Annotated in this window: 17 protein-coding genes and 1 riboswitch; of the genes, 5 read left to right on the top strand and 12 right to left on the bottom strand. The window is 68.7% G+C overall.

Going from position 1 to position 21,769, the window contains the following annotated elements; all coding sequences use genetic code 11:
* Positions 1-57 precede the first annotated feature (57 nt).
* On the top strand, positions 58-1,482 hold the full coding sequence (locus VV02_RS25315; RefSeq protein ID WP_052596194.1) for an MFS transporter: 1,425 nt from the start codon (positions 58-60) through the stop codon (positions 1,480-1,482).
* Here the strand turns inward: VV02_RS25315 and VV02_RS25310 are convergent.
* The 4 genes from VV02_RS25310 to VV02_RS25295 form a co-directional block, all read right to left on the bottom strand.
* Positions 1,454-1,840, bottom strand: a complete 387-nt coding sequence (locus VV02_RS25310) for a BlaI/MecI/CopY family transcriptional regulator (protein ID WP_052596192.1) — start codon at positions 1,838-1,840, stop codon at positions 1,454-1,456. The genes VV02_RS25315 and VV02_RS25310 overlap by 29 nt on opposite strands.
* The gene (cydC, locus tag VV02_RS25305; RefSeq protein ID WP_052596191.1) at positions 1,837-5,145 is read right to left on the bottom strand and encodes a thiol reductant ABC exporter subunit CydC; all 3,309 of its coding nucleotides are present in this window, start codon (positions 5,143-5,145) and stop codon (positions 1,837-1,839) included. Before cydC ends, VV02_RS25310 begins: the two co-directional genes overlap by 4 nt.
* Complete coding sequence (gene cydB / locus VV02_RS25300) at positions 5,145-6,179, bottom strand: cytochrome d ubiquinol oxidase subunit II (protein ID WP_052596189.1); 1,035 nt, start codon at positions 6,177-6,179, stop codon at positions 5,145-5,147. The genes cydC and cydB overlap by 1 nt, the downstream gene beginning before the upstream one ends.
* A gap of 84 nt (positions 6,180-6,263) precedes the next feature.
* Positions 6,264-7,685 (bottom strand): cytochrome ubiquinol oxidase subunit I, encoded by a 1,422-nt coding sequence (locus VV02_RS25295; RefSeq protein WP_052596187.1) that lies wholly within the window; start codon positions 7,683-7,685, stop codon positions 6,264-6,266.
* A gap of 75 nt (positions 7,686-7,760) precedes the next feature.
* On the opposite strand from VV02_RS25295, the gene VV02_RS25290 reads away from it, so the two are divergent.
* Entirely contained in the window at positions 7,761-8,597 is an 837-nt protein-coding gene (locus VV02_RS25290; RefSeq protein ID WP_052596185.1) for a methyltransferase domain-containing protein, read from the top strand.
* 106 nt (positions 8,598-8,703) lie between these two features.
* Here VV02_RS25290 and VV02_RS25285 read toward each other — a convergent pair whose 3' ends face one another.
* From VV02_RS25285 to VV02_RS25270, 4 genes are all read right to left on the bottom strand, one after another.
* Entirely contained in the window at positions 8,704-9,525 is an 822-nt protein-coding gene (locus VV02_RS25285; protein WP_052596183.1) for a hypothetical protein, read from the bottom strand.
* Positions 9,526-9,595: 70 nt separating this feature from the next.
* Complete coding sequence (locus VV02_RS25280; RefSeq protein ID WP_052596181.1) at positions 9,596-10,399, bottom strand: hypothetical protein; 804 nt, start codon at positions 10,397-10,399, stop codon at positions 9,596-9,598.
* A 34-nt stretch (positions 10,400-10,433) separates the two neighbouring features.
* Positions 10,434-11,753 carry a M1 family metallopeptidase gene (locus VV02_RS25275; protein ID WP_157063561.1) on the bottom strand — a complete coding sequence of 440 codons (1,320 nt, stop codon included), beginning with the start codon at positions 11,751-11,753 and terminating at the stop codon, positions 10,434-10,436.
* Complete coding sequence (locus VV02_RS25270) at positions 11,750-15,628, bottom strand: Pls/PosA family non-ribosomal peptide synthetase (protein ID WP_052596176.1); 3,879 nt, start codon at positions 15,626-15,628, stop codon at positions 11,750-11,752. The genes VV02_RS25275 and VV02_RS25270 overlap by 4 nt, the downstream gene beginning before the upstream one ends.
* Before the next feature lie 112 nt (positions 15,629-15,740).
* Between VV02_RS25270 and argS the strand changes: the two genes are divergently transcribed.
* Positions 15,741-17,492 carry an arginine--tRNA ligase gene (gene argS / locus VV02_RS25265; protein WP_052596173.1) on the top strand — a complete coding sequence of 584 codons (1,752 nt, stop codon included), beginning with the start codon at positions 15,741-15,743 and terminating at the stop codon, positions 17,490-17,492.
* A 238-nt stretch (positions 17,493-17,730) separates the two neighbouring features.
* On the opposite strand, the gene VV02_RS25260 is transcribed toward argS, so the two are convergent.
* Positions 17,731-18,621: a winged helix-turn-helix transcriptional regulator gene (locus VV02_RS25260; RefSeq protein ID WP_052596171.1), complete on the bottom strand. Its 891-nt coding sequence runs from the start codon at positions 18,619-18,621 to the stop codon at positions 17,731-17,733.
* Positions 18,622-18,704: 83 nt separating this feature from the next.
* On the opposite strand from VV02_RS25260, the gene VV02_RS25255 reads away from it, so the two are divergent.
* Positions 18,705-20,030, top strand: a complete 1,326-nt coding sequence (locus tag VV02_RS25255; protein ID WP_179945372.1) for an MFS transporter — start codon at positions 18,705-18,707, stop codon at positions 20,028-20,030.
* Here the strand turns inward: VV02_RS25255 and VV02_RS25250 are convergent.
* Entirely contained in the window at positions 19,962-20,276 is a 315-nt protein-coding gene (locus VV02_RS25250) for a DMT family transporter (protein WP_052596168.1), read from the bottom strand. The genes VV02_RS25255 and VV02_RS25250 overlap by 69 nt on opposite strands.
* Before the next feature lie 15 nt (positions 20,277-20,291).
* Positions 20,292-20,356: riboswitch (guanidine-III (ykkC-III) riboswitch) on the bottom strand.
* Between the two features lie 65 nt (positions 20,357-20,421).
* Here VV02_RS25250 and VV02_RS25245 point away from each other — a divergent pair.
* Positions 20,422-20,850: a hypothetical protein gene (locus tag VV02_RS25245; RefSeq protein ID WP_157063560.1), complete on the top strand. Its 429-nt coding sequence runs from the start codon at positions 20,422-20,424 to the stop codon at positions 20,848-20,850.
* A 52-nt stretch (positions 20,851-20,902) separates the two neighbouring features.
* Here the strand turns inward: VV02_RS25245 and VV02_RS25240 are convergent, their stop codons facing one another.
* A complete protein-coding gene (locus VV02_RS25240) occupies positions 20,903-21,241 on the bottom strand; it encodes a HepT-like ribonuclease domain-containing protein (protein ID WP_052596164.1) in 339 nt (112 codons plus the stop codon).
* The gene (locus tag VV02_RS25235; RefSeq protein ID WP_052596162.1) at positions 21,238-21,750 is read right to left on the bottom strand and encodes an XRE family transcriptional regulator; all 513 of its coding nucleotides are present in this window, start codon (positions 21,748-21,750) and stop codon (positions 21,238-21,240) included. The genes VV02_RS25240 and VV02_RS25235 overlap by 4 nt, the downstream gene beginning before the upstream one ends.
* Between the last annotated feature and the right edge of the window lie 19 nt (positions 21,751-21,769).

Raw genomic sequence — 21,769 nt, 5'->3', positions numbered from 1 at the left:
GCCACACTTTAGATGCTGACTTGGACGGATGCTAGCCAGGGACGCTACGGTCTGACTATGTCTATCCACAGTCAGATGCGGTCGGCACGCACCGCGTCGTCAGCGACGTCCACCCGGCTGCTGCTTCCCGTGCTCTGCGGCTCGACGTTCATGGCCTCGCTCGACCTGTTCGTCGTCAACGTCGCCGTCGATGACATCGGCCGCAGCTTCGCCGGGTCCTCCCTGGGTGACGTCAGCTGGATCATCAATGCATACGCCATCGTGTACGCCGCGCTCCTGATCCCCGCCGGCCGCTGGGCTGACCGGGTCGGGCGCAAGACCGGCTTCCTGGTCGGCGTCGGGCTGTTCACGGTCGCGTCGGTGGCCTGCGCGGTGAGCCCTGCGCTGTGGTTCCTGGTCGGAGCCCGCTGCCTGCAGGCCGTGGGCGCGGCGATCATGACGCCGGCCAGTCTCGGCCTGCTGATCGTCTCCGTCCCGGCCGACAAGCGAGCCGGCGCCATCCGCCTGTGGGCGACCACGAGCGCCCTCGCCGCCGCAGCAGGGCCGGTCCTCGGCGGGCTGCTCGTCCAGCTCAGCTGGCAGTGGATCTTCGTCATCAACCTGCCTGTCGGCATTGCGCTGATCCTGCTGGGACGCAGCGTGATTCAGGAATTCCGCCGGTCGGAGAGCGAGCCGATGGACGCCTTCGGTGCCGTGCTGCTGGCTCTTGCAGTCGGTCTGCTCGCGGTCGCGATCGTGCAGGGTCCGGACTGGGGTTGGGGGAGCGCGTCCGTGGTCGGCACCTTTGTCGCGGCCGTCCTCGCGTCGGCGGTGCTTGTCTGGCACACCCGCCGAGCTGAGGACCCGATCGTCGCCCCCGCGCTGCTGCGCATCCCGTCGTTCAGTCGAGCCAACCTGGCCATGGTGACCTTCAACGTGGCTTTCGCGGCGGGCCTGCTACCGACCATCCTGTTCATGCAGACGGCGTGGGGGTACGACGCACTGAGGGCCGGACTCGCAGTCGCCCCAGGCCCGTTCGTCGTTCCGATCTTTGCTCAGCTGGGTGGACGTCTCGCTCCGCGGCTGCGTGCGCCGAGGGTCGCCGCTCTCGGGTGCTTGCTCTGGGCGGGCGGTCTTGCGCTGGTCGCCCTCAGCATCGGCGACCAGCCGTCGTACGCCGCGCAGATCCTCCCAGGTTGGCTGCTCGCGGGCGCCGGGGTCGGGCTCACGCTGCCGATGATCGTCGGCGTCGCGACCGCCTCGTTGCCGCCTGAGTGGTCGGCTACTGGTGGCGCAATCGTCAACGTTGCCAGGCAGATCGGGACGGTGCTTGGGGTGAGTCTGGTGGTCGCTCTGCTGGCGAGCTCGAGCGATTCGGGTACGCCGCACGAGGCCTTCGCCCGCGTGCTGTGGGTCAGTGCGGCAGCGTCGGTCGTCGCCATGCTCGTGAGCCTGGTGATGGTCCGTCGCCCGGCTAGCGGTCCTGCTGCTCCAGCTTGTTGAGGGCCTCGCGCAGCTCGTCACGCTCATGGGAGCTCGACTCGCCCAGGAAGTGCAGCAGCGCCGCGGTCCGGTCAGCGGGATCGAGGCCACCGAGCGTCGTCCGCAGCACCTGGGCGGTGAGCTCTTCGCGAGAGGCCCGCGCGGTGTATCGCCAGGCCCGCCCGTCGCGCTCGCGGTCGGCGAGGCCCTTCTTGGCCAGCCGGTCGAGCACGGTCATCACGGTCGTGTAAGCCAGGTCGCGGCCGGTCAGCGCGGCGTGCACCTCGCGCACCGACAGCGGGCTCTCGGACGTCCAGAGCACCTGCATGACGGCAGACTCGAGATCGCCCAGTCCTGGACTCCCGCTTCCTCTGCTCATGGCATGCTCCTCGCCGGCACCTGATGGGATGCGCCCCACCGGAGCACAGTGTCACATCGATCTTCCGCCATCTGCTGGTGGGTGACCAGTACGACCGTTCGCGATGCGGTCGCCACATGGAGATCCTCCAGCACTGCCGCGGCCGTCGGGTGGTCCAGGTGTGCCACGGGTTCGTCGAGCAGGACGACCGGTCGCTCGGACAGCAGCGCCCGCGCGATACCCAACCGAGCCCGCTCGCCACCGGACACGCCTCGTCCGGCCGAGCCCAGCGTCGTACCAAGTCCTTCGGGCAGGCCGGCGAGCCATCGACCGAGTCCGGCGTCGACCAGCGCGTGCGTCACGGCTCGGTCATCGGCGCCCGGTCGTGCGAGCAGCAGGTTGGCGCGGACGGTCCCGGCGAACACGTGGGGTTCGTCCTCGACGAAGGCGATTCGTCGGCGTACGTCATCGAGCGGGCGCGTACGCACGTCCCGGTCATCGAGCGCGTAGCGACCTGAGACAGGGTCGAGGTGGCGTGCGAGCACGGCCAGCAGCGTCGACTTGCCGCTGCCGTTCGGACCGGTCACGGCCAGGTGCTCTCCCGGCTCAATGGTCAGGGTGGTCGCGGGGAGCGCCGCCTGCCGGCCGTCCCAGGTGGCGCTCACGTCCGTGAGGCGGAGGCGGGGTACGCCGGTTGCTGGGTGGTGCATCCCGGTCACGGAAGTCAGGGGCTCGGCCACGGCCGGCTCCTGGGAGAGGAGCGCCCTCACCCGACGCTCGGCGGCCCGCGATCGTGCGAGCGCGCCCATCGCGTCGGGGAGCCCGCTGAGCACCTCGCCCAGGGCGAGTGGCACAAGCAGCAGCAGGGCAGCGGCGGGAGCAGTGATGTCCGCAGTGGCGACCACTGCTGCCATGGTGATGGTCGACAGGCCGACCAGCACAGACGTACCGGCCTGCCCGATCGCCCGTCCGCCTGCTTGTCTGAGGGCGCCGCTCTCGGCCCGCACCTGTGCCTCATCAAGCTGAGTGATCGCGTAGTCGGACGCCGAGATGGCTTGCAGCTCAAGGGCGTTCGATGATGCGAGGTGCGCGGCGCGTGCGACGTCGGACCTCGCCTGCAGGGAGGTGGCCTGGGTTCGGCGTTCGCACAGCCAGTCGATGACGGCGATCACAGCGACCGCGGCAACGAGGCCGACGACGACGAGTGCGGATGCCGGCACGATGGCGAGGGTCACGCCGATGGCGACGACGCTCGCCATCACGGTGGCGATGAGCGGGATGTGGACGCGGACGGTGGCGTCGACGATGTCGTCCAGGTCGCGGACGAAGCCGGTCAGCAGATCGCTGCGGCGACGGCGCCCGAGCCGGGCAGGTGTCAGGGGGATGAGGCGGCGGTAGGCGTCGACCCGTCGCTCGGTGAGCTCGGCGAGGGCGACGTCGTGGGAGAGCACGCGTTCGGCGTACCGCAGCACCGGGCGGCCGATCCCGAACGCGCGGACCGCCACGATCGCGGTCAGGAGAGTGAGGACGACGGGTCGCTCACTCGCCCGGACGACGAGCCAGCCGCTGGTCGCGGTGAGGGCGACTCCGGATGAGGCCGCGAGCCCACCGACCAGCCCCGCCACCAGCGTCCTTGACGATCGCCGTGGCGTTCGGTCGACCGTCGTGGACCTGTTGTCAGGTTGATCGCGGTGGGGCTGCGGCGGTGAGTCGGCTCGACGTGAGGATTGGTGCGGTGGAGCGCACGCCTCCTCACGTCGTCCGCCGGTCTCGGCCAGCGCGACCTGATGGTCGGCTGCGGCAGCGAGCTCGGGGTCATGCGTGACGACTATGACGATGCGGTCGCGAGCCAGGTCCGTCAGCAGCTCCCGTACGTCGGCGGCCGCCTCCGCGTCGAGGTGCGCGGTCGGTTCGTCGAGCAGCAGCATGGTCGCGTCACTGCGACGTGCTCGTTCGATGGCGAGCAGTGCGCGCTGGCCGGCAGACAGCCCGAACCCGTCGTCGCCGAGGACCGTGCTGGCGGGTACGTCGGCCAGGCGTTCGTGGAGGGGGCGCGCGACCTGGGGGCCCGCAGAGAGAGCGAGATTGGTGTCGAGGGTGGCGGGCGCGATGAAGGGGCGCTGTGTGACGAGGTGGGCCCGCGGGGCGGCGATGCGGCCGTCGGTCGGTTCGCGGAGGCCGGCCAGCAGCTCCAGGAGCGTCGTCTTGCCGCACCCGGACGGACCCGTCACCGCGGTCAGCCCGCGCGACAGCGTGAGGTCGAGGCGGCGTACGACGTCGGTCTCGGCTCCGGGGTATCGGTAGGTGAGCTGGTGAGCGCGTGCGACGGCGTCGGGCTGACCGATCGACCTTGACGATCGGGTGGGCATCTCGTGCCCTCCAGGGCGCGTCATGACCACCCGATCGTCGAGGAGGTCGTCCAGGGCGCGGGCGCCGTCCGCGGCGGCGTGGAACTCCTGGCCCACGCGTCGAATCGGCCAGTAGGCCTCGGGTGCGAGCAGGATCGCGGTGAGCGCGGTGGCCAGCCCGAGGTGCCCGCCCGCCAGCCGCAGTCCGACGCCGACGGCAACCATCGCGACCGAGATCGTGGCCAGCAGCTCCAGTGCGGCCGAGGACAGGAAGGCCGTGCGCAGGGTCCGTACGGTGGCACGGCGGTGGCGGTCACTGATCTGTCGGACCGTGCTCGCCTGCACGGTCGCTCGCTGGTAGCCGACCAGCGTCGGGAGCCCGCGAACGACGTCGAGGAAGTGGCCACCGAGCGACACCAGCTCGGACCACCGGCCGGCGGTGGCCCGCTCGGTGTGCTTGCCGATCAGCGCCGCGAAGACGGGCAGCAGCGGCAGTGTGAGGATCACGATCAGCGCGCTCCACACATCGGTGACCAGGAGCGCCACGACTGCGAGGGCCGGCACGACGGACGCGGTGACGAGGGTCGGGAGGTAGCGGGCGACGTACGGCTCGATGCTGGCGGCGCCGTCGGTGCTCAGGGCGACCATCTCGGCGGGAGCTGGGCGGTGCTCGACCGTCGATGACAGCCAGCGGTCGAGGCGGTGTCGGCGTACGACGCCGGCGACTCGACTGCCCGTCCAGCCGGCCGCGAGTTCTGCTGTGCCCGTGATGATTCCACGCGCTGCGAGTACGCCGGCAACCCAGGCGCACGGCGTCCCGAGGTCTTCGCTCCGGACGACGGCGACGACCAGCTGCGCGACCGCGAACGCCTGCGCAACGGCGAGGACGCCGCCCACGACGCCGAGTACGCCCAGGAGGACGAGCGGTCGGCGTACGGCCGGGACCTGCCTGATCAACCTGCTGTCGAAGGGCTGCATCAGGACGCCGCTGTCGGTGCGTAGTCCCGCTCGTCATGAGCTGGCGGGATGTGATGAGTGGCGATGCGCTTGCGGAACGTCCAGTACGTAAACCCTTGGTACAGAACGACAATCGGTGTGAACAGTGCGCCCACCCAGGTCATGATCGTGAGTGTCTTGTGGCTGCTGGCGGCGTTCTCCGCGGTGAGGGACCAGGCGGCGTTGGTCGAAGACGGCATGACGTCCGGGAACAGCATCAGGAACCAGGTGATCACCAGCAGGGCGATCGCGAGGAAGGTGCCGATGAACGCCCAGCCCTCATGGCCGCGCCCGTTCATCGCGAGCGCACCGGCCAGTGCTCCGACGGCGACAGCCGCCGTGATCCAGCTCGCCGAGTCACCGCGGTCGGTGCCCAGAAGGAGCAGGAGTACGCCCGTGAGCCCGGCCGCGGCGAAGCCCACCTTCCCCGCGAGAGCTCTTGCATCAGAACGAATCTCACCGTCCGTCTTGAGGGCGATGAACAGGGAGCCGTGGAGCAGGAAGAGCGTCACGGTGGTGAGTCCACCGAGGAGAGCCAGCGGGTTGAGGAGGCTGATGACCGATCCGGTGAACTCCATGTCGGCATTGATGGGCAGACCGTGCACCATGTTGACGAACGCGACCCCCCACACGAACGCCGGCGTCACTGAGCCGAACACGATCATCGCGTCCCACCCGCGTCGCCAGGTCGGGTCGTTCCGCTTGTGGCGGTACTCGAAGCCGAGTGCCCGGACGATCAGCGCGACGAGGATCAGCAGCAGCGGCAGGTAGAAACCGCTGAAAAGCGTTGCGTACCAATGCGGGAAGGCGGCGAACGTTGCGCCTGCAGCAGTGATCAGCCAGACCTCGTTGCCGTCCCAGACCGGACCGATCGTGTTGAGCAGCACTCGCCTGCGGTCCTCCGTGCGGCCCAGGATCGGGAACAGCATCCCGACGCCGAAGTCGAACCCCTCGAGGCAGAAGTAACCCGTCCACAGCACCGTGATCAGGATGAACCAGACGGTCGTCAGCTCCATGGTCGACCCTTCCTGTGACGATGCCCGACGCGCCGGAGCCTGCGACGGCGCTCGGAGGAGGAACAGAAGTGAGAGTGCATGGCCCTAGTAGGCGAACTGGAGTGGCGCGTCGTCCTCGGACGTCGCGGCCTGCTCCTTGATGGGCTCGGCGCCGGCTCTGGCGTAGCGGATGGTGAGGCCGATCTCGATGACGGCGAGGACGGCGTACAGCGTGGTAAAAACGATCAGTGACGTGAGCACTTCGCCAGCCGAAACCCCAGGACTGACACCAGATTTCGTCGTGAAGACCCCGAAGATCAGCCACGGCTGGCGACCGGTCTCAGTGAAGATCCAGCCGAACGCGTTGCCCAGCACCGGCCCGAGGGCGACGGCAACCGACAGCAGCGGCCACCAGCGAGCGCGCGCGTGCGTACGTCCGCCGCGCAGGATCCAGAGCGACAGCAGCCCGACTCCCACTGACGCCATGCCGAGCCCGATCATCAGGCGGAACGACCAGTACGTCAGCGGCAAGGTCGGGGTGTACGTCGCCGCCCGGGTCAGCGGGTCGGCGTTGTACTTGGCCTCGTACTGTCGCTCGAGGTCGTTGATGCCGTGGATCGTGCCGTCGAAGTCGCCAGTTCCCAAGAACGACAACAGCTTTGGCACCGTGATCGCGACCTTCTCCTGCTTGCCGTCGAGGCTGGAGATGGTCACGATCGAGAACGGCGCGGAGTCCTGGGTCTCGTACAGCGCCTCGGCGGCGGCCATCTTCATCGGCTGAACCTCGGTCATGACCTTGCCTTGCTGATCGCCCGAGATCGCGACTCCGGCACCGGCGATGATGAGCGCGATCGCGCCGACGCGGGCGGCCGTCCGGTACATCGGCATGTCGTCCTCGACCTTGCGGCGGTGCAGCTGCCACATCGAGGCACCGAGCACGACGGCCGCGCCGGTGAGGTACGCCGCAAAGGCCGTGTGCGGGAACGTCACCATCTGCACCTTGTTGGTGAGCACGGCGACGAAGTCGGTCAGCTCGGCGCGGCCGGTGGTCGGGTTGATCCGATAGCCGACGGGGTGCTGCATGAACGAGTTGGCCGCGAGGATGAAGTACGCCGACATCAACGTGCCGATGTGCACGATCCAGATGCAGGCGACGTGCAGCTTCTCGGGGATGCGCCCCCACCCGAAGATCCACAAGCCCAGGAACGTCGACTCGAGGAAGAACGCCAGCAGCGCCTCGATCGCCAGCGGTGCGCCGAAGATGTCCCCGACGAAGCGGGAGTAGTCCGACCAGTTCATCCCGAACTGGAACTCCTGCACGATCCCGGTCACCAGCCCGAGCGCGAAGTTGATGGTGAAGAGCTTGCCGAGGAACTTCGCCATGCGCAGGTGCTGCGGGTTGCGGTTCTTGAGGTACGCCGTGTGGAAGCCCGCGACGAAGGCCGACAACCCGATCGTGACCGGCACGAACAGGAAGTGGTAGACGGTCGTGACAGCGAACTGCCAGCGAGCCAGGTCGAGCTCCACGAGGACCTCCTACTACGAACGGTAGTAATAAGACTACTACAAACCGTAGTACCTGGTCGGGCGTAGCGTGCTGGCATGGCCGACTCCGAGCAACCGCTGTCGTTCCGCGCCGACCGGATCGAGCCCAGCCAGGTCGAGCGGCTCGCCTTCGTGCTCGACATGCAGGCGCAGCTGCCCGATGTACGCCGATTGCGCGCCTGGGCGCTCGACGCTCTTTCCCCGGCTGAGGGGGAGCGGGCCGTCGACGTCGGTTCGGGCACGGGTTCGGAGGTGCTGGCGCTGGCTGCCCGGCTCGGGCCGACCGGTGAGGCGATCGGGGTCGAGCCGAACGCCGGTCTGCGCGACCTTGCCGAGCAGAGAGCCGCCGAGGCAGCCGAGCCGAACGTGCGGTTCGTCGAGGGCGATGCTTACGCGCTGCCGTTCGAGGACGCGAGCGTCGATGTCGTGCGCTGCGAGCGGGTCCTGCAGCATCTCGAGGCGCCGGAGCGCGCGGTGGCCGAGGTCGCGCGGGTGCTCAAGCCCGGGGGTCGCGTCTGCATCATCGACAGCGACTGGGGGACCGCCATCCTGCATCCTGCGGACCCGGCCGTTGTTCGGGCGGCGATGGAGAGCATGCACGCGCGTCTGCCCAACCCGTTCTCCGGGAGGTTGCTGCGAGGTCAGCTGAGCACAGCGGGCCTGGTGGTCGATGACATCGGGTCGCAGGCGCTCGTCCAGCCGCTGACCGCGGCCGAAGGTCCGCTGGTGCAGATGCTCGCGGACCGTGCGCTGGCGGACGGCGCCATCGATGAGGATCAGCACACCCAGCTGTTGCATGATCTGCGGGCAGGTGCCGCAGCCGGCGACTTCCACATGTCCGTGACGATGTTCGCCGCCCTCGCTCACCAGAGCACCCATCCGCCGGTCGAGTAGGCGAGCCCTCAAGGGCGAGCCGTATCGAGACCAGCCGCACGCGCGCACCGGGTCTCGATACGCCTCCGCTAACGCTCCGGCTACTCGACCAGCGTTCGTGGGTGGGTCAGGCGGCGCCGCCGGGCATCTGGACCTGCTGGGAGGCGGGCGGTGCGGCGTACATCGGGACGACGTCCCACTCGCTGTAGGTCACCGTGCCACTGTCCGAGACCACCTGCAGCGGCAGATTCTTGGCGTCCGCGGTGACGGTGATCGATGAGCTCTTGGTGGCCAGGCGCGGCGCGAGCTTGAGCGCTGACTGACCGGCGAGCGTCAACTCCGTCACCGAGGTGTTGACGGAGTTGATCTCCGAGCTGTCGAAGCTCTTCGTCGTGCTCGCCAGCAGCGACTTGAGGGTGAACTTCTCGAACGAGCTCGACTTGTTGGCCGGCGCCTTGACCCACTTGTCGGTCAGCAGTGCGACCGTGGCGGCCGGGGCGTTCTGCTTGGTCCAGTAGGTGCGGTCGCCCTTGATGTAGTTGTCGCTGCCGAGAGTCAGGATCGACACGGTGCCGTCATCCTGAGTCTTGACGGTCGCCTGCTGGTTCTTGCCCTGGACCTGCCCGCGCAGGTCGACGTTCATCGTCTTGCCATTGTCGACCACGTCACCGACCACGTGCGCACTCTTGGCGTTGTTGGCCGAGGACTTCGCGGTCTTCATGATCTGGCTCGGGTCGTGGGTCGCCTCCGTGCCGGCGCTGGGGGACGTGGTCGGCGCGCCTGACGCCGACGTCGCACCCGAGGGCTCAGCCGTGCTCCCCGTGGGCCGCTGTACGCCGGACGTCGCCTGGCCGCTCACAGTGGGCGCGGCGTCGCCGCACCCGGCGAGGATCGCGACACCCAGGGGGATCGACACCAGCAAAGCGGTACGACGGCGAGTCGAGTTCATGACGGGTCCTCCAGGTGCGTGACGGTGCGTCTCAATCGTAAGTGCGGGCCGGTATACCGGCGTCTACGGCCTACTTGGGCAGGTGGGAGAGCAGATCGGCAGCCTCCCCCTGAGGCAACTGATCCGCAACAGGCGGCGCGGCGTAGGCAGGCACGGTGTTCCACTCCGAGTAGGTCACCCGGACGGACGGCGAGATCACTTGCAAGGGAAGGTGATCGGGCGTCGCGGTCACCGTGATGGACAGGTTCGCTGCAGGGTCACGCGCCGCAACCCGCAGCGCCTGCTGGCTGGCGTACGTCACTGGTGTCACGGACATCGTGGACGACGACATGGGCGTGGAGGCGTACAGCGTCTCGAGCGAGTTGATGACGAACCGGAGGGTGACGACTTCGGGCTTGCGTGCCCCTTCGTCGGTCTCGGGAGCCCACTTGCCGGCTACTTCACGCGCCCGATCGGCATGATTCTTGGACCAGAACGTGTAGTCGCCCTTGACGAAACGGCCGCGCCCCGCGGTCCGCGTGGTGCAGATGCCCGCGAGGGACGAGTTGACCGTGGCCTCCTGGTTGGCCCCGTCGGTACGCCCGCGGACGTCCAGCCGCGTGATCTCGCCGCCGCTGCTGCGGGACCAGGTCACCGCGTGGCCGTTGGCCGCCCGGCCCGCCGAGATCTGCGAAGCCCGGACCAGATTGCCAGGATCGGTTGTGTCGATCGCGGCCTTGGTCGGCGAAGGCGCCGCTGAGGTGGCGGACGTCGGGGCAGTGCTGGAGGGCGGGGCCGCGGCAGGAGCCTCGTCACGGCAGCCCGCCAGGAGCACGGCGGCGAAGGAGATCGCGAGGAGGGCGGTCGTACGACGGCCGGTCGAGCTGAGCGTCACGGTGTCCTCCGTCGGGTCGACTGGCGGGCGATGGTCAGGCCGGAGCCGCCTGGTTGGACGCGGGAAGTGGCGGCAGGGTTCCGCTGTAGACCCAGTCGTCGATCAGCCCCTGGATCGAGGTGCCGGAGACCTTCTCGACCAGCCGCACGAAGTCCTCGGTCCGGACGTTGCCGCCGCGGTGTCGTACGACCCAGGTGCGCAGCGCCTCGAAGAAGGCGTCGTCGCCGATCGTGAGCCGAATCGCGTGCAGTGTCAACGCTCCTCGCTTGTAGACCCGGTCGTCGAACACGTCGTCCGCGCCGGGGTCGCCGAGGATCAGGCGCTGGCCGAGGTGGCTGAGGCGCTCCCAGTGATGGCGAGCGCGATGGTCGGTCGAGGGCCCACCGGACTCCTGCGACCACAGCCACTCGCTGTAGCAGGCGAAGCCTTCGTGCAGCCAGATGTCCTTCAGCGACTCGAGAGTCACGGCATTGCCGAACCACTGGTGCGACAGCTCGTGCGCGATGAGTCGCTGGGAGTCCCAGTCGCGGTTGAGGAAGTTGGACCCGAAGATCGACAGCCCCTGGGCTTCCAGCGGGATCTCCAGCTCGTCGTCAGTGATCACGACGCGATAGCTGTCGAACGGGTAGGGCCCGAACAACCGGATGTAGAGGTCCAGCATCTTTGGCTGGTCGCCGAAGGCGTCGTCGAATGCGCGTCGGCGAGCGGGAGGCACCGCTGCCGTCATCGGGACCGCGGCCCGGATCTTGTGCTCGGCGTACCGGCCGATCTGCACCGTCGCGAGATAGGTCGCCATTGGGTCGGTCATCTCGTAGGTCCACGTCGTACGACTGGCGCGGCGGCGTTGGTCGGTCCGCTGCCCGTTGGCGACGACGAGGTAGTCGGACGCGGCGGTCACCGTGATCCGGTAGGTCGCCTTGTCGTCCGGCCGGTCGTTGCAGGGGAACCAGGAGGGGGCGCCGCCGGGCTGCGAGGCGACGATCACGCCGTCCTCGAGCTCTTCCCAGCCGGCCTCACCGATCTTGTCGGGTACGACCTTGGGCACCCCGCGGTAGGCGATTGTCACCGTCGCCTCGTCCCCGGCGGCGAGGGACTCGGCCAGCATCAGTCGCAGGCGGCCGCTGCGATGGGTGTGGCGCTTGACCTTGAGGCCGGTGACCTTGACGACCTTCAGCGCGTGCAGGTCGAGGGTGAGCTCGTCGAGGTCCACGCAGGCGCGCAGGGTGAGCGTGGCGCGACCGGACAGATGGTTGTTCTCGAGCGCGTAGTCGAGGTCGAGGTCGTAGTTGGTGACGGCGTACGACGGGTCGCCGTGACCCGGGAGGTACGGGTCAGCCTCGGGCCGCCGCCTCACTGATCCTCGATCCACGGACCGATCGGGTTGCCGATCCATCGCGTCTTGTCGGGGACGGATTCACCACGCATGACCAGGGACACCGGCCCGACGGTAGCGTGCCGGCCGAGCGTGGCGGCCGGGAGGATGACACCGTGCGGCCCGATCGTGGCGCCTTCCTTGAGCACGACCCGGTCCATCGACAGCACCCGGTCGTGGAACAGGTGGGTCTGGACGACGCAGCCGGCGTTGACCGTTGCGCCGTCGCGCAGCTCGATGAGATCGGCCTCGGGCAACCAGTACGTCTCGCACCAGACGCCGCGGCCGATGAGGGCGCCCATCGACCGCAGCCACATGTTGAGCACCGGGCTGCCGGCGGCCGTACGCGCCAGCCAGGGCGCCGCCAGCACCTCGACGAACGTGTCGGCCAGCTCGTTGCGCCAGACGAACGAGCTCCATAGGGGGTGATCGCCGGCCCGAATGTGCCCGACCAGCAACGCCTTCGCCACGGACGTGACTCCCGCGGCGACTGCTCCGCCGGCCATCAGCACGGGACCCGTCAGGACCAGGAGTGCCCATACGCCCCACCGGTCCTGGATGCCGAGCAGGACCCAGGCGACCGCGACGCACAGCCCGAACGAGAGCAGCACCGGGACGATGCGGCAGACCTCCACGGCCCCGCGGGCGACCTTGAGGCGCCGAGGCGGCTGATACGTACGGCTGTCGTCGCCTTTGCTGGACGGGCGCCGCAACCGGACGGGCGGGCTGCCAAGCCACGATGTGCCGGACTTGGCCTTGTCGTCCCGTCCGGGGGCAGCCGACAGGACAGCCACGAGTCCCTTCTTGGGGACCTTGCGACCGGGTGCGGTCATGCCGGAGTTGCCGATGAACGCGCGCTTGCCGACCTTGGTGCGCTCGACCCGCAACCAGCCGCCACCGAGCTCATAAGGCCCGACCAACGTGTCGTCGGCGAGGAAGGCGCGCTCGCCGACCGAGACCAGAGACGGGATCATCAGCACCGTAGAGGCCTCGACCTCGCGGCCGATCTTGGCGCCGAGCGAACGCAGCCACCGAGGTGTCAGCGCGCTGGAGTAGAGCGGGAAGAGCCAGGTCCGGGCCTCGTCCAACACCCGCAGGGTGCCCCACGCCTGCAGCGCCTGCCGGCTGTGCACCGGGTGGTGGCCGGTCTTCAGGCCGAGCCCGAGGAACCGAGCCAGCAACCAGACGAGCACCGTGAGAGTCACCATCCCGACGAGGCCAGCGGCCACCACCATGGGCACGGCCATCGCAGCGAGGCTGCGGTCACCCAGCACGGTAGTGCCGACCAGGACACCCACAGCGGTCGCGATCACCGGCAGGCCGGCGATCACGATGGCGAGGACGGCGTACGCCACGATCCCGCCCGCGCGGTGTGGTGGCCTCGTGCTGGACCACGGTCCGCGTGCCTTGCCCGTCCGTCGAGCGGGTGCGCCGCTCCACGCCTCGTCATCGGGGACCGAGCCGAAAACCGCTGAGCCTGGGGCGATCTCGGCCCTGCGACCGACAACCGCGCCCGGTGCGAGAGTCGACCGGGTGCCGACCCGAGCCTCGCGATGAACGTGCAGCTCACCGATGTGCAGACGGTCACCGTCGAGCCAGTGGCCGCGCAGGTCGACCTCGGGCTCGATCGACGCGGCCTCTCCGACGCGGAGCAGACCGGTCACCGGCGGGAAGCTGTGCAGGTCGACGTCCTTGCCGATCTTCGCGCCGAGCGCCCTGGCCCACATAGTCATCCACGGTGCTCCGGACAGGTGCGTCGCGCCGATCTCCTCGACCGCGTGCTCGGCCAGCCAGAGACGCAGGTGCACCTTGCCGCCGCGTGGGTAGTTGCCCGGACCGATGCCGCGTAGCAGCACGCGAACCACGAGCACTGCCAACGCCATCCGGCCAGGTGGCGTCAGCATCACGATCGCGAGGAGCGCGATGGCCCACCACGGAGCGTGCGGCAGGGCACGACTCGTGAAGGGGTCGACCAGGGCGACACCGAGCAGCAACCAGGTGGCCCAGCGCAGGCCGGCCAGTGCTCGCAGACCAACCAATCCCACGTGCTGCCCGAACTGGGTCTTGAGTGGCGTCGGCCGCACAGGGCGCTCGCGCAGGTCGGCAGGTGCACTCATCGAGTCCAGCTGTGCCGCAAGGGTTTTCACGGTCGGGTAGTCGTAGATGTCGGCGACCGTGACCTCGGGCTGCGTCTCGCGCAGCCGCGAGACCATCTGGGCCGCGGTCAGGCTGCCGCCGCCGAGGTCGAAGAAGTCGTCGTTCTCGGACGTCACCTCGGCACCGAGGATCCCGAGCCAGAGGTCTGCCACGTCCTTGGCCGTCCCAGTCAGCTCGACGGGAGCGGCTCGGCCCGGCGCTCGCAGCGTGGCGACCGGCCACGGCAGCGCGTTGCGGTCGATCTTGCCGGACGTCCGGGTGGGCAGCGTGTCCACGGACGCGAGGCGCGGCACCATCGTCGCAGGTAGCTCGGAGCGGAGCTGCTGCATGGCGGACGTCAGGTCGAACCCGTCGCTGGCCCGGACATATCCCACCAGGATCTGGGTGCCCGAGCTGGTCGTGCGCACGGCCGCCGCGCCACCGTCAACACCCGGCAGTCCGCTGAGCGCGGCATCGATCTCGCCGAGCTCGATCCGTCGTCCGCCCAGCTTGATCTGCTCGTCCGCCCGACCGCCGAAGACCAAGCCCTCGGAGTCGCGTACGACGAGGTCACCACTGCGATAGGCGCGGTCCCACCCGAGGGTCGGCATGGCGGCGTACTTCTCGGCGTCCTTGACCGGGTCGAGGTAGCGGGCCAGACCGACCCCGCCGATGATCAGCTCGCCGGTCGCGCCCTCGGCGACCGGATTGCCTTGCGCATCAACGACTTCCAGGTCCCAGCCATCGAGGGGGAGGCCGATGCGGACAGGCTCTTCGCCGGTCAGCGGCGCTGCACACGCGACCACGGTCGCCTCGGTCGGGCCGTACGTGTTCCACACCTCGCGCGTGCCCGTCCAGTAGCGCTGCCCGAGCTCGACCGGTGCGGCCTCCCCGCCGAGGATCAGCAGGCGCACCTTGGCGAGCGCCTCCACCGGCCACAGCGCGAGCAGGGTCGGCACGGTCGAGACGACGGTGATGCTGTTGGCGACGAGCCATGGGCCGAGGTCCATCCCACTGCGGACGAGGGACCGCGGCGCGGGCACCAGACAGGCGCCGTAACGCCAGGCCAGCCACATCTCCTCACAGCTGGCGTCGAACGCGACGGACAGGCCCGCCATCACCCGGTCGTCCACGCCGAGTGGGTCCTCCTGAAGGAAGAGGCGCGACTCGGCGTCCACGAACGCGGCCGCGTTGCGGTGCGACACAGCCACACCCTTGGGCGTCCCGGTGGACCCGGACGTGAAGATGATCCACGCGTCGTCCTCCAGCGAGGGAGACTCGAGCCCCTCGCCGGTCGAGTAGTCCGGAGCGCTAGCGGAGGACGTATCGACACCAGGTGCCTCACGTCGTACGTCCAGCACGAGGTCGTCCCCGATGACCACCGCAACCGCAGCCTCACCGAAGACCGTGCGGGCCCGCTCCTCCGGATCGTCGGCGTCGACAGGGACGTAGGCCGCGCCGGCCAGCAACGTGCCGATGATCGCGACGTAGAGGTCGGTCGTGCCGGACCTGATGCGGATGCCGACGCGATCGCCCCGTCCGACGCCGACCTCGGCGAGCTGCTCGGCCAGCTCCAGCGCGGACTCGTGCAGCTCCTCATAGGTCAGGACGGTGGCGCCGCTGTCGAGCGCGGGTGCGTCAGGACACTCCTCGACGGTCTCGGTGAAGATGTCGACGAGCGTGCGGGGGTCCGGGGCGAGGGATGCTCGAAGCAGCGTCACGAGTGGCGTCCGATCGGGCTCGTGCGGGTGTGACGAGCCCCAGTCTCTCCTACCTCCGACAGCGCGACGAGCGGGCGTCAAACGAGTGGCGCCGCGCTACTACCCTTGACACATGACCGATCCCGTCTCTGTCCTCACTCCTCACGTCCAGGCCGCGATGGCTGCTGCCTTCGGACCTGAGTGGCGAGAGGCGGACCCGGTGATCCGTCCGGCCAACAAGAAGCAGACGAGCGCGGATCTGCAGGTGAACGCCGCGATGGCCGCGGCCAAGAAGGTCGGCAAGCCGCCGCGCGAGGTGGCCGCCGCGATCATCGAGCACCTCGATGCGCCTGATCTGGTCGAGTCGGTCGAGATCGCCGGCCCTGGCTTCCTCAACATCACCCTGAAGGGCGAGTGGATCGCCTCCGCCGCCACGGACCTGCTCACCGGCGACGGGCTCCTGCCGCCCGTGACGCCCGAGCGCGTCATCGTCGAGTACTCCTCGCCCAACGCGGCCAAGGAGATGCACGTCGGGCACCTGCGTACGACGGTGGTCGGCGACGCGCTCGCCCGGACTCTCGAAGGCCTCGGCCACACGGTCATCCGGCAGAACCACCTCGGAGACTGGGGCACCGGATTCGGCATGCTGGTCGAGCACCTGCTCGAGGTCGGCGAGGACAGTGACGAGGCCAAGCTGCTTGGCTCCGACCCCAACGCGTTCTACCGGGGCGCCCGCGCCAAGTTCAGTGCGACCGAGACGTCGACCGACGCCGACTCGTTCGCAGTGCGCGCGCGCAAGCGGGTCACGCTGCTGCAGGGCGGCGATGCCGAGACGCTTCGCCTCTGGCAGGAGATCATCGACCTCACCAAGACCTACATCAACCGGGTCTATGCCGAGCTCGACATCTCCCTCACCAACGACGATCTGGCCGGCGAGTCGATCTACAACGACGAGTTCCCCGGCATCTGTGACGCGTTGGAGGACAAGGGAATTGCCGTCATCAGCGAGGGTGCGTTGTGCGTCTTCCTGGACGGATACATCGGCCGCGAGGACAAGCCGGTGCCGTTGATGATACGCAAGTCCGACGGCGGATATGGCTATGCCATCTCCGACATCGCGACCCTGCGTCACTACTCCCTCGACCTCAAGGCCGATCGGGCGCTGTACGTCGTCGGCGCGCCTCAGAACATGCACTTCCGGATGGCGTGGGAGACCACCGCCAAGGCCGGCTGGGTGGAGGGGACCGAGCCGATCCACGTGCAGATCGGCAATGTGCTCGGCTCCGACGGCAAGATCCTGCGTACGCGGTCGGGCGATCTGGTCACGCTGCAGTCCCTGGTCGACGCGGCCCTCGCACGGGCGGCCGAGGTGATCGCGGAGTCGCGGCCCGATCTGGACGACGTGACGCGCAAGGAGATCAGCGACAAGGTCGGCATCGGCGCGATCAAGTACGCCGACCTGTCGATCTCGCACGACAGCGAGTACACCTTCGACCTCGACCGCATGGTCGCGCTGCAGGGCAACACTGGTCCCTACCTGCAGTACGCCACCGCTCGGATCCGTTCGATCCTGCGGCGGGCCGACTCGGTCGACCCGAGCGGGCCGATCGTGCTGACCGAGCCGGCTGAGCGTGCGCTGGCGCTGCGGCTGCTCGACTACGGGTCGGTCGTGGCGCAGGTCGGCGAGACGTTGGAGCCGCACCGGCTGGCGGCGTACCTGTTCGACCTGGCCCAGACGTTCACCACGTTCTACGAGCAGTGCCCGGTGCTCAAGGCTGAGGACGCGGCAGTCAAGGACTCGCGGCTCGCGCTGTGTGCCCTGACGCTGCGAGTCCTGGTCGAAGGTCTCGGCCTGCTCGGCATCGAGTCCCCCGACCAGATGTAGCCACCACCGCTGGTCGAGTAGCCGGAGCGCCGCCCACCGCTGGTCGAGTAGCCGGAGCGCCGCCCACCGCTGGTCGAGTAGCCGGAGCGCTAGCGGAGGCGTATCGAGACCAGGTGCCCGCGCGCACCTGGTCTCGATACGGCTCGCCCCTTGGGGCTCGCCTACTCGACCGACGAGGGGCTCGCCTACTCGACCGACGAGGGGCTCGCCTACTCGACCGACGAGGGGCTCGCCCGGCTCAACCCGCGGGCGCTTCGACCAGCGACGTCAGCGTCTCGAGCATGTCGTCGACGGAGCCGGCTGGGTCGGTGATCGGCATCTGCGTGTGGCGCACCATCCCGTCCGGGTCGACCAGCAGCGACTGCCTCTTGAACCGGTCGACCCCGCTCGCTCGGAACGTCGGCAGCCGCAGCGCCGCAGCCAGCTGAAGATCCTGGTCCGAGACGAGATCGAACGGCAGACCCGCGTGCGCGACGAACGCCGCCTGCTGGTCCGGCCGCTGGGTACTGACCCCGACCACGTCCGCCCCGAGAGCCACGAACGAGGGGTGTCGGTCGGCGTACGTCATGGACTCCAGGGTGCAACCGGCGGCGCCGGGCACGTCGCCCCATCCGGGTGGGTAACCCTGCGCGTCGGGCGCGAACGCACCCGGGAACACGTACAAGACCCGCCACCCACCGGACGGGCGTACGCCGACCGTGCGCCCGTCGTACGCCGGCAGGTCGAGCTCGGGGAGCGCTCGCCCGAGCAGGTCGTGGACCCGAGCTGCTTCGGCCGAGTCGGACGCGGCGGTCGCAGTGAGAGCGCCGTCGCCGTGCAGGTGGCGGTCACCGAACTCCTGCATCGCCACCAGCACCGGCAGCAGTCCCTCGCCGCGGCGGGTCAGCACGTAGTCGTACCGCGCGGGCCGCTCGATGTACGCCCGACGCTCGAGCACGCCGTCGTCGACGAGTGAGCCAAGGCGCTCGGTCAGGGCTCGTCGGCTGATCCCGAGCGAACCGTGCAATCCGTCGAATCTCGTTGTGCCGCCTGCGATCTCGCGCACGAGAAGCCACGACCACCAGTCGCCGACGACGCCGAGGGTCTGCGCGATCCCGCAGTCATCGTCGGTCAGGTCCTCACGGCGCATGGGTACAGCCTGCCTGTTCTGGGGTGCGTCCTGTCTTCGTCCATAGTAAGTTCCAGATTGGAACTGACAAGACGGAGGGCCGCATGTCCAGCGCCACAGCACAGTCCCGGGAGAACCGGATGTTCTGGACCTACTGGTCTGCCAGCGCCACGAGCAGCGTCGGATCGGCCGTCACCACGATCGCGTTGCCGCTGACGGGTGTGCTGGTGCTGCACGCGACGCCGTTCCAGATGGGTCTGATTGCGGCGGCGAGCTACGTGGCGTGGATCGTGATCGGGCTGCCGTCCGGCGTGATCGTGCAGCGGCTGCCGTTGCGAGGCACGCAGGTCGCGATGGACATGACGCGCGCGATCGCGATCGCCTCGGTGCCTGTGGCGTGGTGGCTGGACCGGCTCACCCTGACCCAGTTGATCGTGGTCGCTCTTGTCATCTCGTTCGCCAACGTGATCTTCGACGTCGCCAACTTCACCTTCCTCCCGCGCGTCGTGCCGAAGGACCAGCTCCAGGCGCGCAACAGCCTGATGAGCGGGACGCACGCGGCGAGCCAGCTGGGCGGACCATCGATCGGTGGCCTCGCCGTACAGCTCATGGGCGCCGTGCCGACCCTGCTCCTCGATGCGATCAGCTATGTCGCCTCGGCCCTGCTGCTGCGCAGCCTCCCCGACGTCCCGCACCAGCCGCCCGTCGACACGTCTCCCATGGGCGAGCGCATCCGCAAGGGCTGGCGGTTCGTCAGTCGGCACCCGATCATGGGCCCCTGCATGTGGGACGCCACGGCGATCAACTTCGTCTGCGGCGGCCAGCTCGCACTCTTCGCCGTCTACCTGGTGCGGGAGGTCGATGCTCCCGCCGGTCTCGTCGGGTTCCTCCTGGCGGCCGAGGGAGTCGGCTCCTTGATCGGCGCTGCGCTCGTGCCCGCTCTCGTCCGGTCGATCGGCTCAGCCCGCCTGTGCCTCGTCGGCGGATTCGTCTCTGTCGTCGGCGCTTTCGTGCTGCCGCTCGGGAGCGGCGTGCCGGCGTACGTCGCCTTCGCCCTCGGCAACATCGTCTTCGCGCTCGGTGTCGTCGTGGTGAGTACGACGACGCGCACCTACCGGCAGATCGCCGCCCCACCCGAGCTGCTGTCGCGCGTGATGGCGACGGTGCGGTTCGTGTCGTGGGGCGCGATCCCGGTCGGTGGTCTGGTGGCAGGTGCGGTCGGGCAGTGGGTCGGCTTGCGCGAGGCGCTCTTCCTGCTCGCGGGCGTCTCTCTGGTGGGACCGCTCGTCCTGGTGCTCAGCCCGGTACGCCACCTGCGTGACTTCCCGGAGTCCGCTGAGCACGCCGAGGGCGAGGCCGGTTCAGTGGGTGAGCTTGAGGCCGATGACGCAGCCGACCAGACCCAGGATCAGCGCAATCTTCAACACTGACGTGGATTCGGCGCCGGTCACCATCCCGTAGGTCACGGTGAGCGCGGCCCCGATGCCGACCCACACGGCGTACCCCGTGCCGACCGGGATCTGACGCAGCGCGAGGGCGAGGCCGCCCATGCTGAGGGTCACGGAGACGGCGAAGACGACGGTCGGCCAGAGACGAGTGAAGCCCTCGGTGCGGCTGAGCGCAGTGGCCCAGACGGCCTCAAGGACACCGGATACGACGAGCACGATCCACGACATGACAAGACTCCTGTTGCTGGCAGTCTTGTCGCTGGCCGGGTACTGCTCCCTCGTCCGGTGGCGCACTCATGGCGCCTGATTCCGATGGTCGCACGCTTGGTCGAATGGGTCCACTTGGCGCTGACCTCGGCCGTACGCTGCGCGCATGACTGAGGGAGCGCCGAAACCGCCGATGTCGCGGCTGGAGTTCTGGAGGTTCGGCTGCTTCCTGGTCGGCGTGCCAGCGGCCGTGATTGCGGGGTCAAGCCTGGAAGGAACCCACACGTCGTGGTTGGAGGCCTGCCTGCGTGTCCTACTCGGGATCGGCGTCGCGCTCGTGCTCTGCGGATTGGTCCTGCACGTGTTCAATCGCTGGAGCCGGACAGTCCAGCCGCGGGACATCGGTTGGTCCTTTGTGCCCGTAGTCGCGCTGGGGTCCGCCCTGGTGTCCTGGCAGCTCAATGACACCGATGTGGACACGGAACAGTGGATCGTCCTGGGCGGCATGTTCCTGATCGCCGCGATCAACCTCGTGGCATGGGTCGTGCAGTGGTGGCAGCAGCGAGGAGATCGGCAGACGGTTCGAGCGTCATAGCGCTCGAACCTTCTGCCGCGGACGAGCGCTTCGGCGTCGATCTGATGTGGACCTAGTCCGGCACCTGCAGGCGGTCGAGCATGCGCGTTGCGGCTGCCTCCAGGTCCGACAGGTCCTGACCAGCGGTCGCAGCGATCACCTCACGCGACGTGTCGAAGTAGCGGTGGGCGAGCCGGTCGCGTAACCCGGTGATGGTGGACCAGGGCAAGTCGGGTTCGGAGTCGCGAAGGTGCGATGGCAGATCCTTGACGGCCTCACCAATCTCGACGAAACGCATGCAGACGGCGTCGAAGACGAGGTCGTCGGAGAGCTCGCCGCGAGCGAGATATGTGCGGATGGCGGCCACTGCGTCCAGAATGCCGTGCAGTCGTAAGGACTCGTCGCGGGTCATATCGGAAGTGCTTCGTGGTCGACCCGAGTACGGATCGCGCGCTTGAGTGAGCCCTCGGGAACGAGATCGACGGGAGCATCGACGATTCGCTGCAGGTCTTGCTGCACCCTGGCGAGACCGATCAGACCGAGGCCGTCAGGCAGTCGCGCGATGAAGTCGATGTCGCTGGCGTCCGTCTCCTCCCCGCGAGCCACACTCCCGAAGACACGGAGATTGGTGATGCCGTATGACGCTGCAACGCCGAGGATCTCGGCGCGATGGTCCTGGATGCGACGACCCAGCTTGCCCTCCAAAGGTCCAGGCAGACGTCGATCCTCAATCTTCAGCGTGAGCTCGAATCCCGTTGCGGCCACGAGCTTTTGAAGCATCGGCAACGACGGCTCGCGACGACCGGACTCGTATGCACTGATGACACTCTGAGCGAGCTGAGCGCGTTTGGCGAGCGCAACCTGGGTCATGCCCGCGCGAACCCGCGCATCGTGGAGGACTTCGCCGGCGGACTGACTCATGGATCGACGCTATCGCGGA

It is taken from the genome of Luteipulveratus mongoliensis (assembly GCF_001190945.1).
Classification (GTDB): Bacteria; Actinomycetota; Actinomycetes; order Actinomycetales; family Dermatophilaceae; genus Luteipulveratus; species Luteipulveratus mongoliensis.
This window is presented reverse-complemented; position numbering and strand designations above follow the sequence as displayed.

Excerpts from the sequence above, each read along its gene's own strand:
- cydC (WP_052596191.1), bottom strand. The coding sequence starts at position 5,145 with ATGCAGCCCTTCGACAGCAGGTTGATCAGGCAGGTCCCGGCCGTACGC.
- cydB (WP_052596189.1), bottom strand. The coding sequence starts at position 6,179 with ATGGAGCTGACGACCGTCTGGTTCATCCTGATCACGGTGCTGTGGACG.
- VV02_RS25315 (WP_052596194.1), top strand. The coding sequence starts at position 58 with ATGTCTATCCACAGTCAGATGCGGTCGGCACGCACCGCGTCGTCAGCG.
- VV02_RS25310 (WP_052596192.1), bottom strand. The coding sequence starts at position 1,840 with ATGAGCAGAGGAAGCGGGAGTCCAGGACTGGGCGATCTCGAGTCTGCC.
- VV02_RS25255 (WP_179945372.1), top strand. The coding sequence starts at position 18,705 with ATGTCCAGCGCCACAGCACAGTCCCGGGAGAACCGGATGTTCTGGACC.
- argS (WP_052596173.1), top strand. The coding sequence starts at position 15,741 with ATGACCGATCCCGTCTCTGTCCTCACTCCTCACGTCCAGGCCGCGATG.
- VV02_RS25290 (WP_052596185.1), top strand. The coding sequence starts at position 7,761 with ATGGCCGACTCCGAGCAACCGCTGTCGTTCCGCGCCGACCGGATCGAG.
- VV02_RS25235 (WP_052596162.1), bottom strand. The coding sequence starts at position 21,750 with ATGAGTCAGTCCGCCGGCGAAGTCCTCCACGATGCGCGGGTTCGCGCG.
- VV02_RS25260 (WP_052596171.1), bottom strand. The coding sequence starts at position 18,621 with ATGCGCCGTGAGGACCTGACCGACGATGACTGCGGGATCGCGCAGACC.
- VV02_RS25250 (WP_052596168.1), bottom strand. The coding sequence starts at position 20,276 with ATGTCGTGGATCGTGCTCGTCGTATCCGGTGTCCTTGAGGCCGTCTGG.
- VV02_RS25285 (WP_052596183.1), bottom strand. The coding sequence starts at position 9,525 with ATGAACTCGACTCGCCGTCGTACCGCTTTGCTGGTGTCGATCCCCCTG.
- VV02_RS25240 (WP_052596164.1), bottom strand. The coding sequence starts at position 21,241 with ATGACCCGCGACGAGTCCTTACGACTGCACGGCATTCTGGACGCAGTG.
- VV02_RS25245 (WP_157063560.1), top strand. The coding sequence starts at position 20,422 with ATGACTGAGGGAGCGCCGAAACCGCCGATGTCGCGGCTGGAGTTCTGG.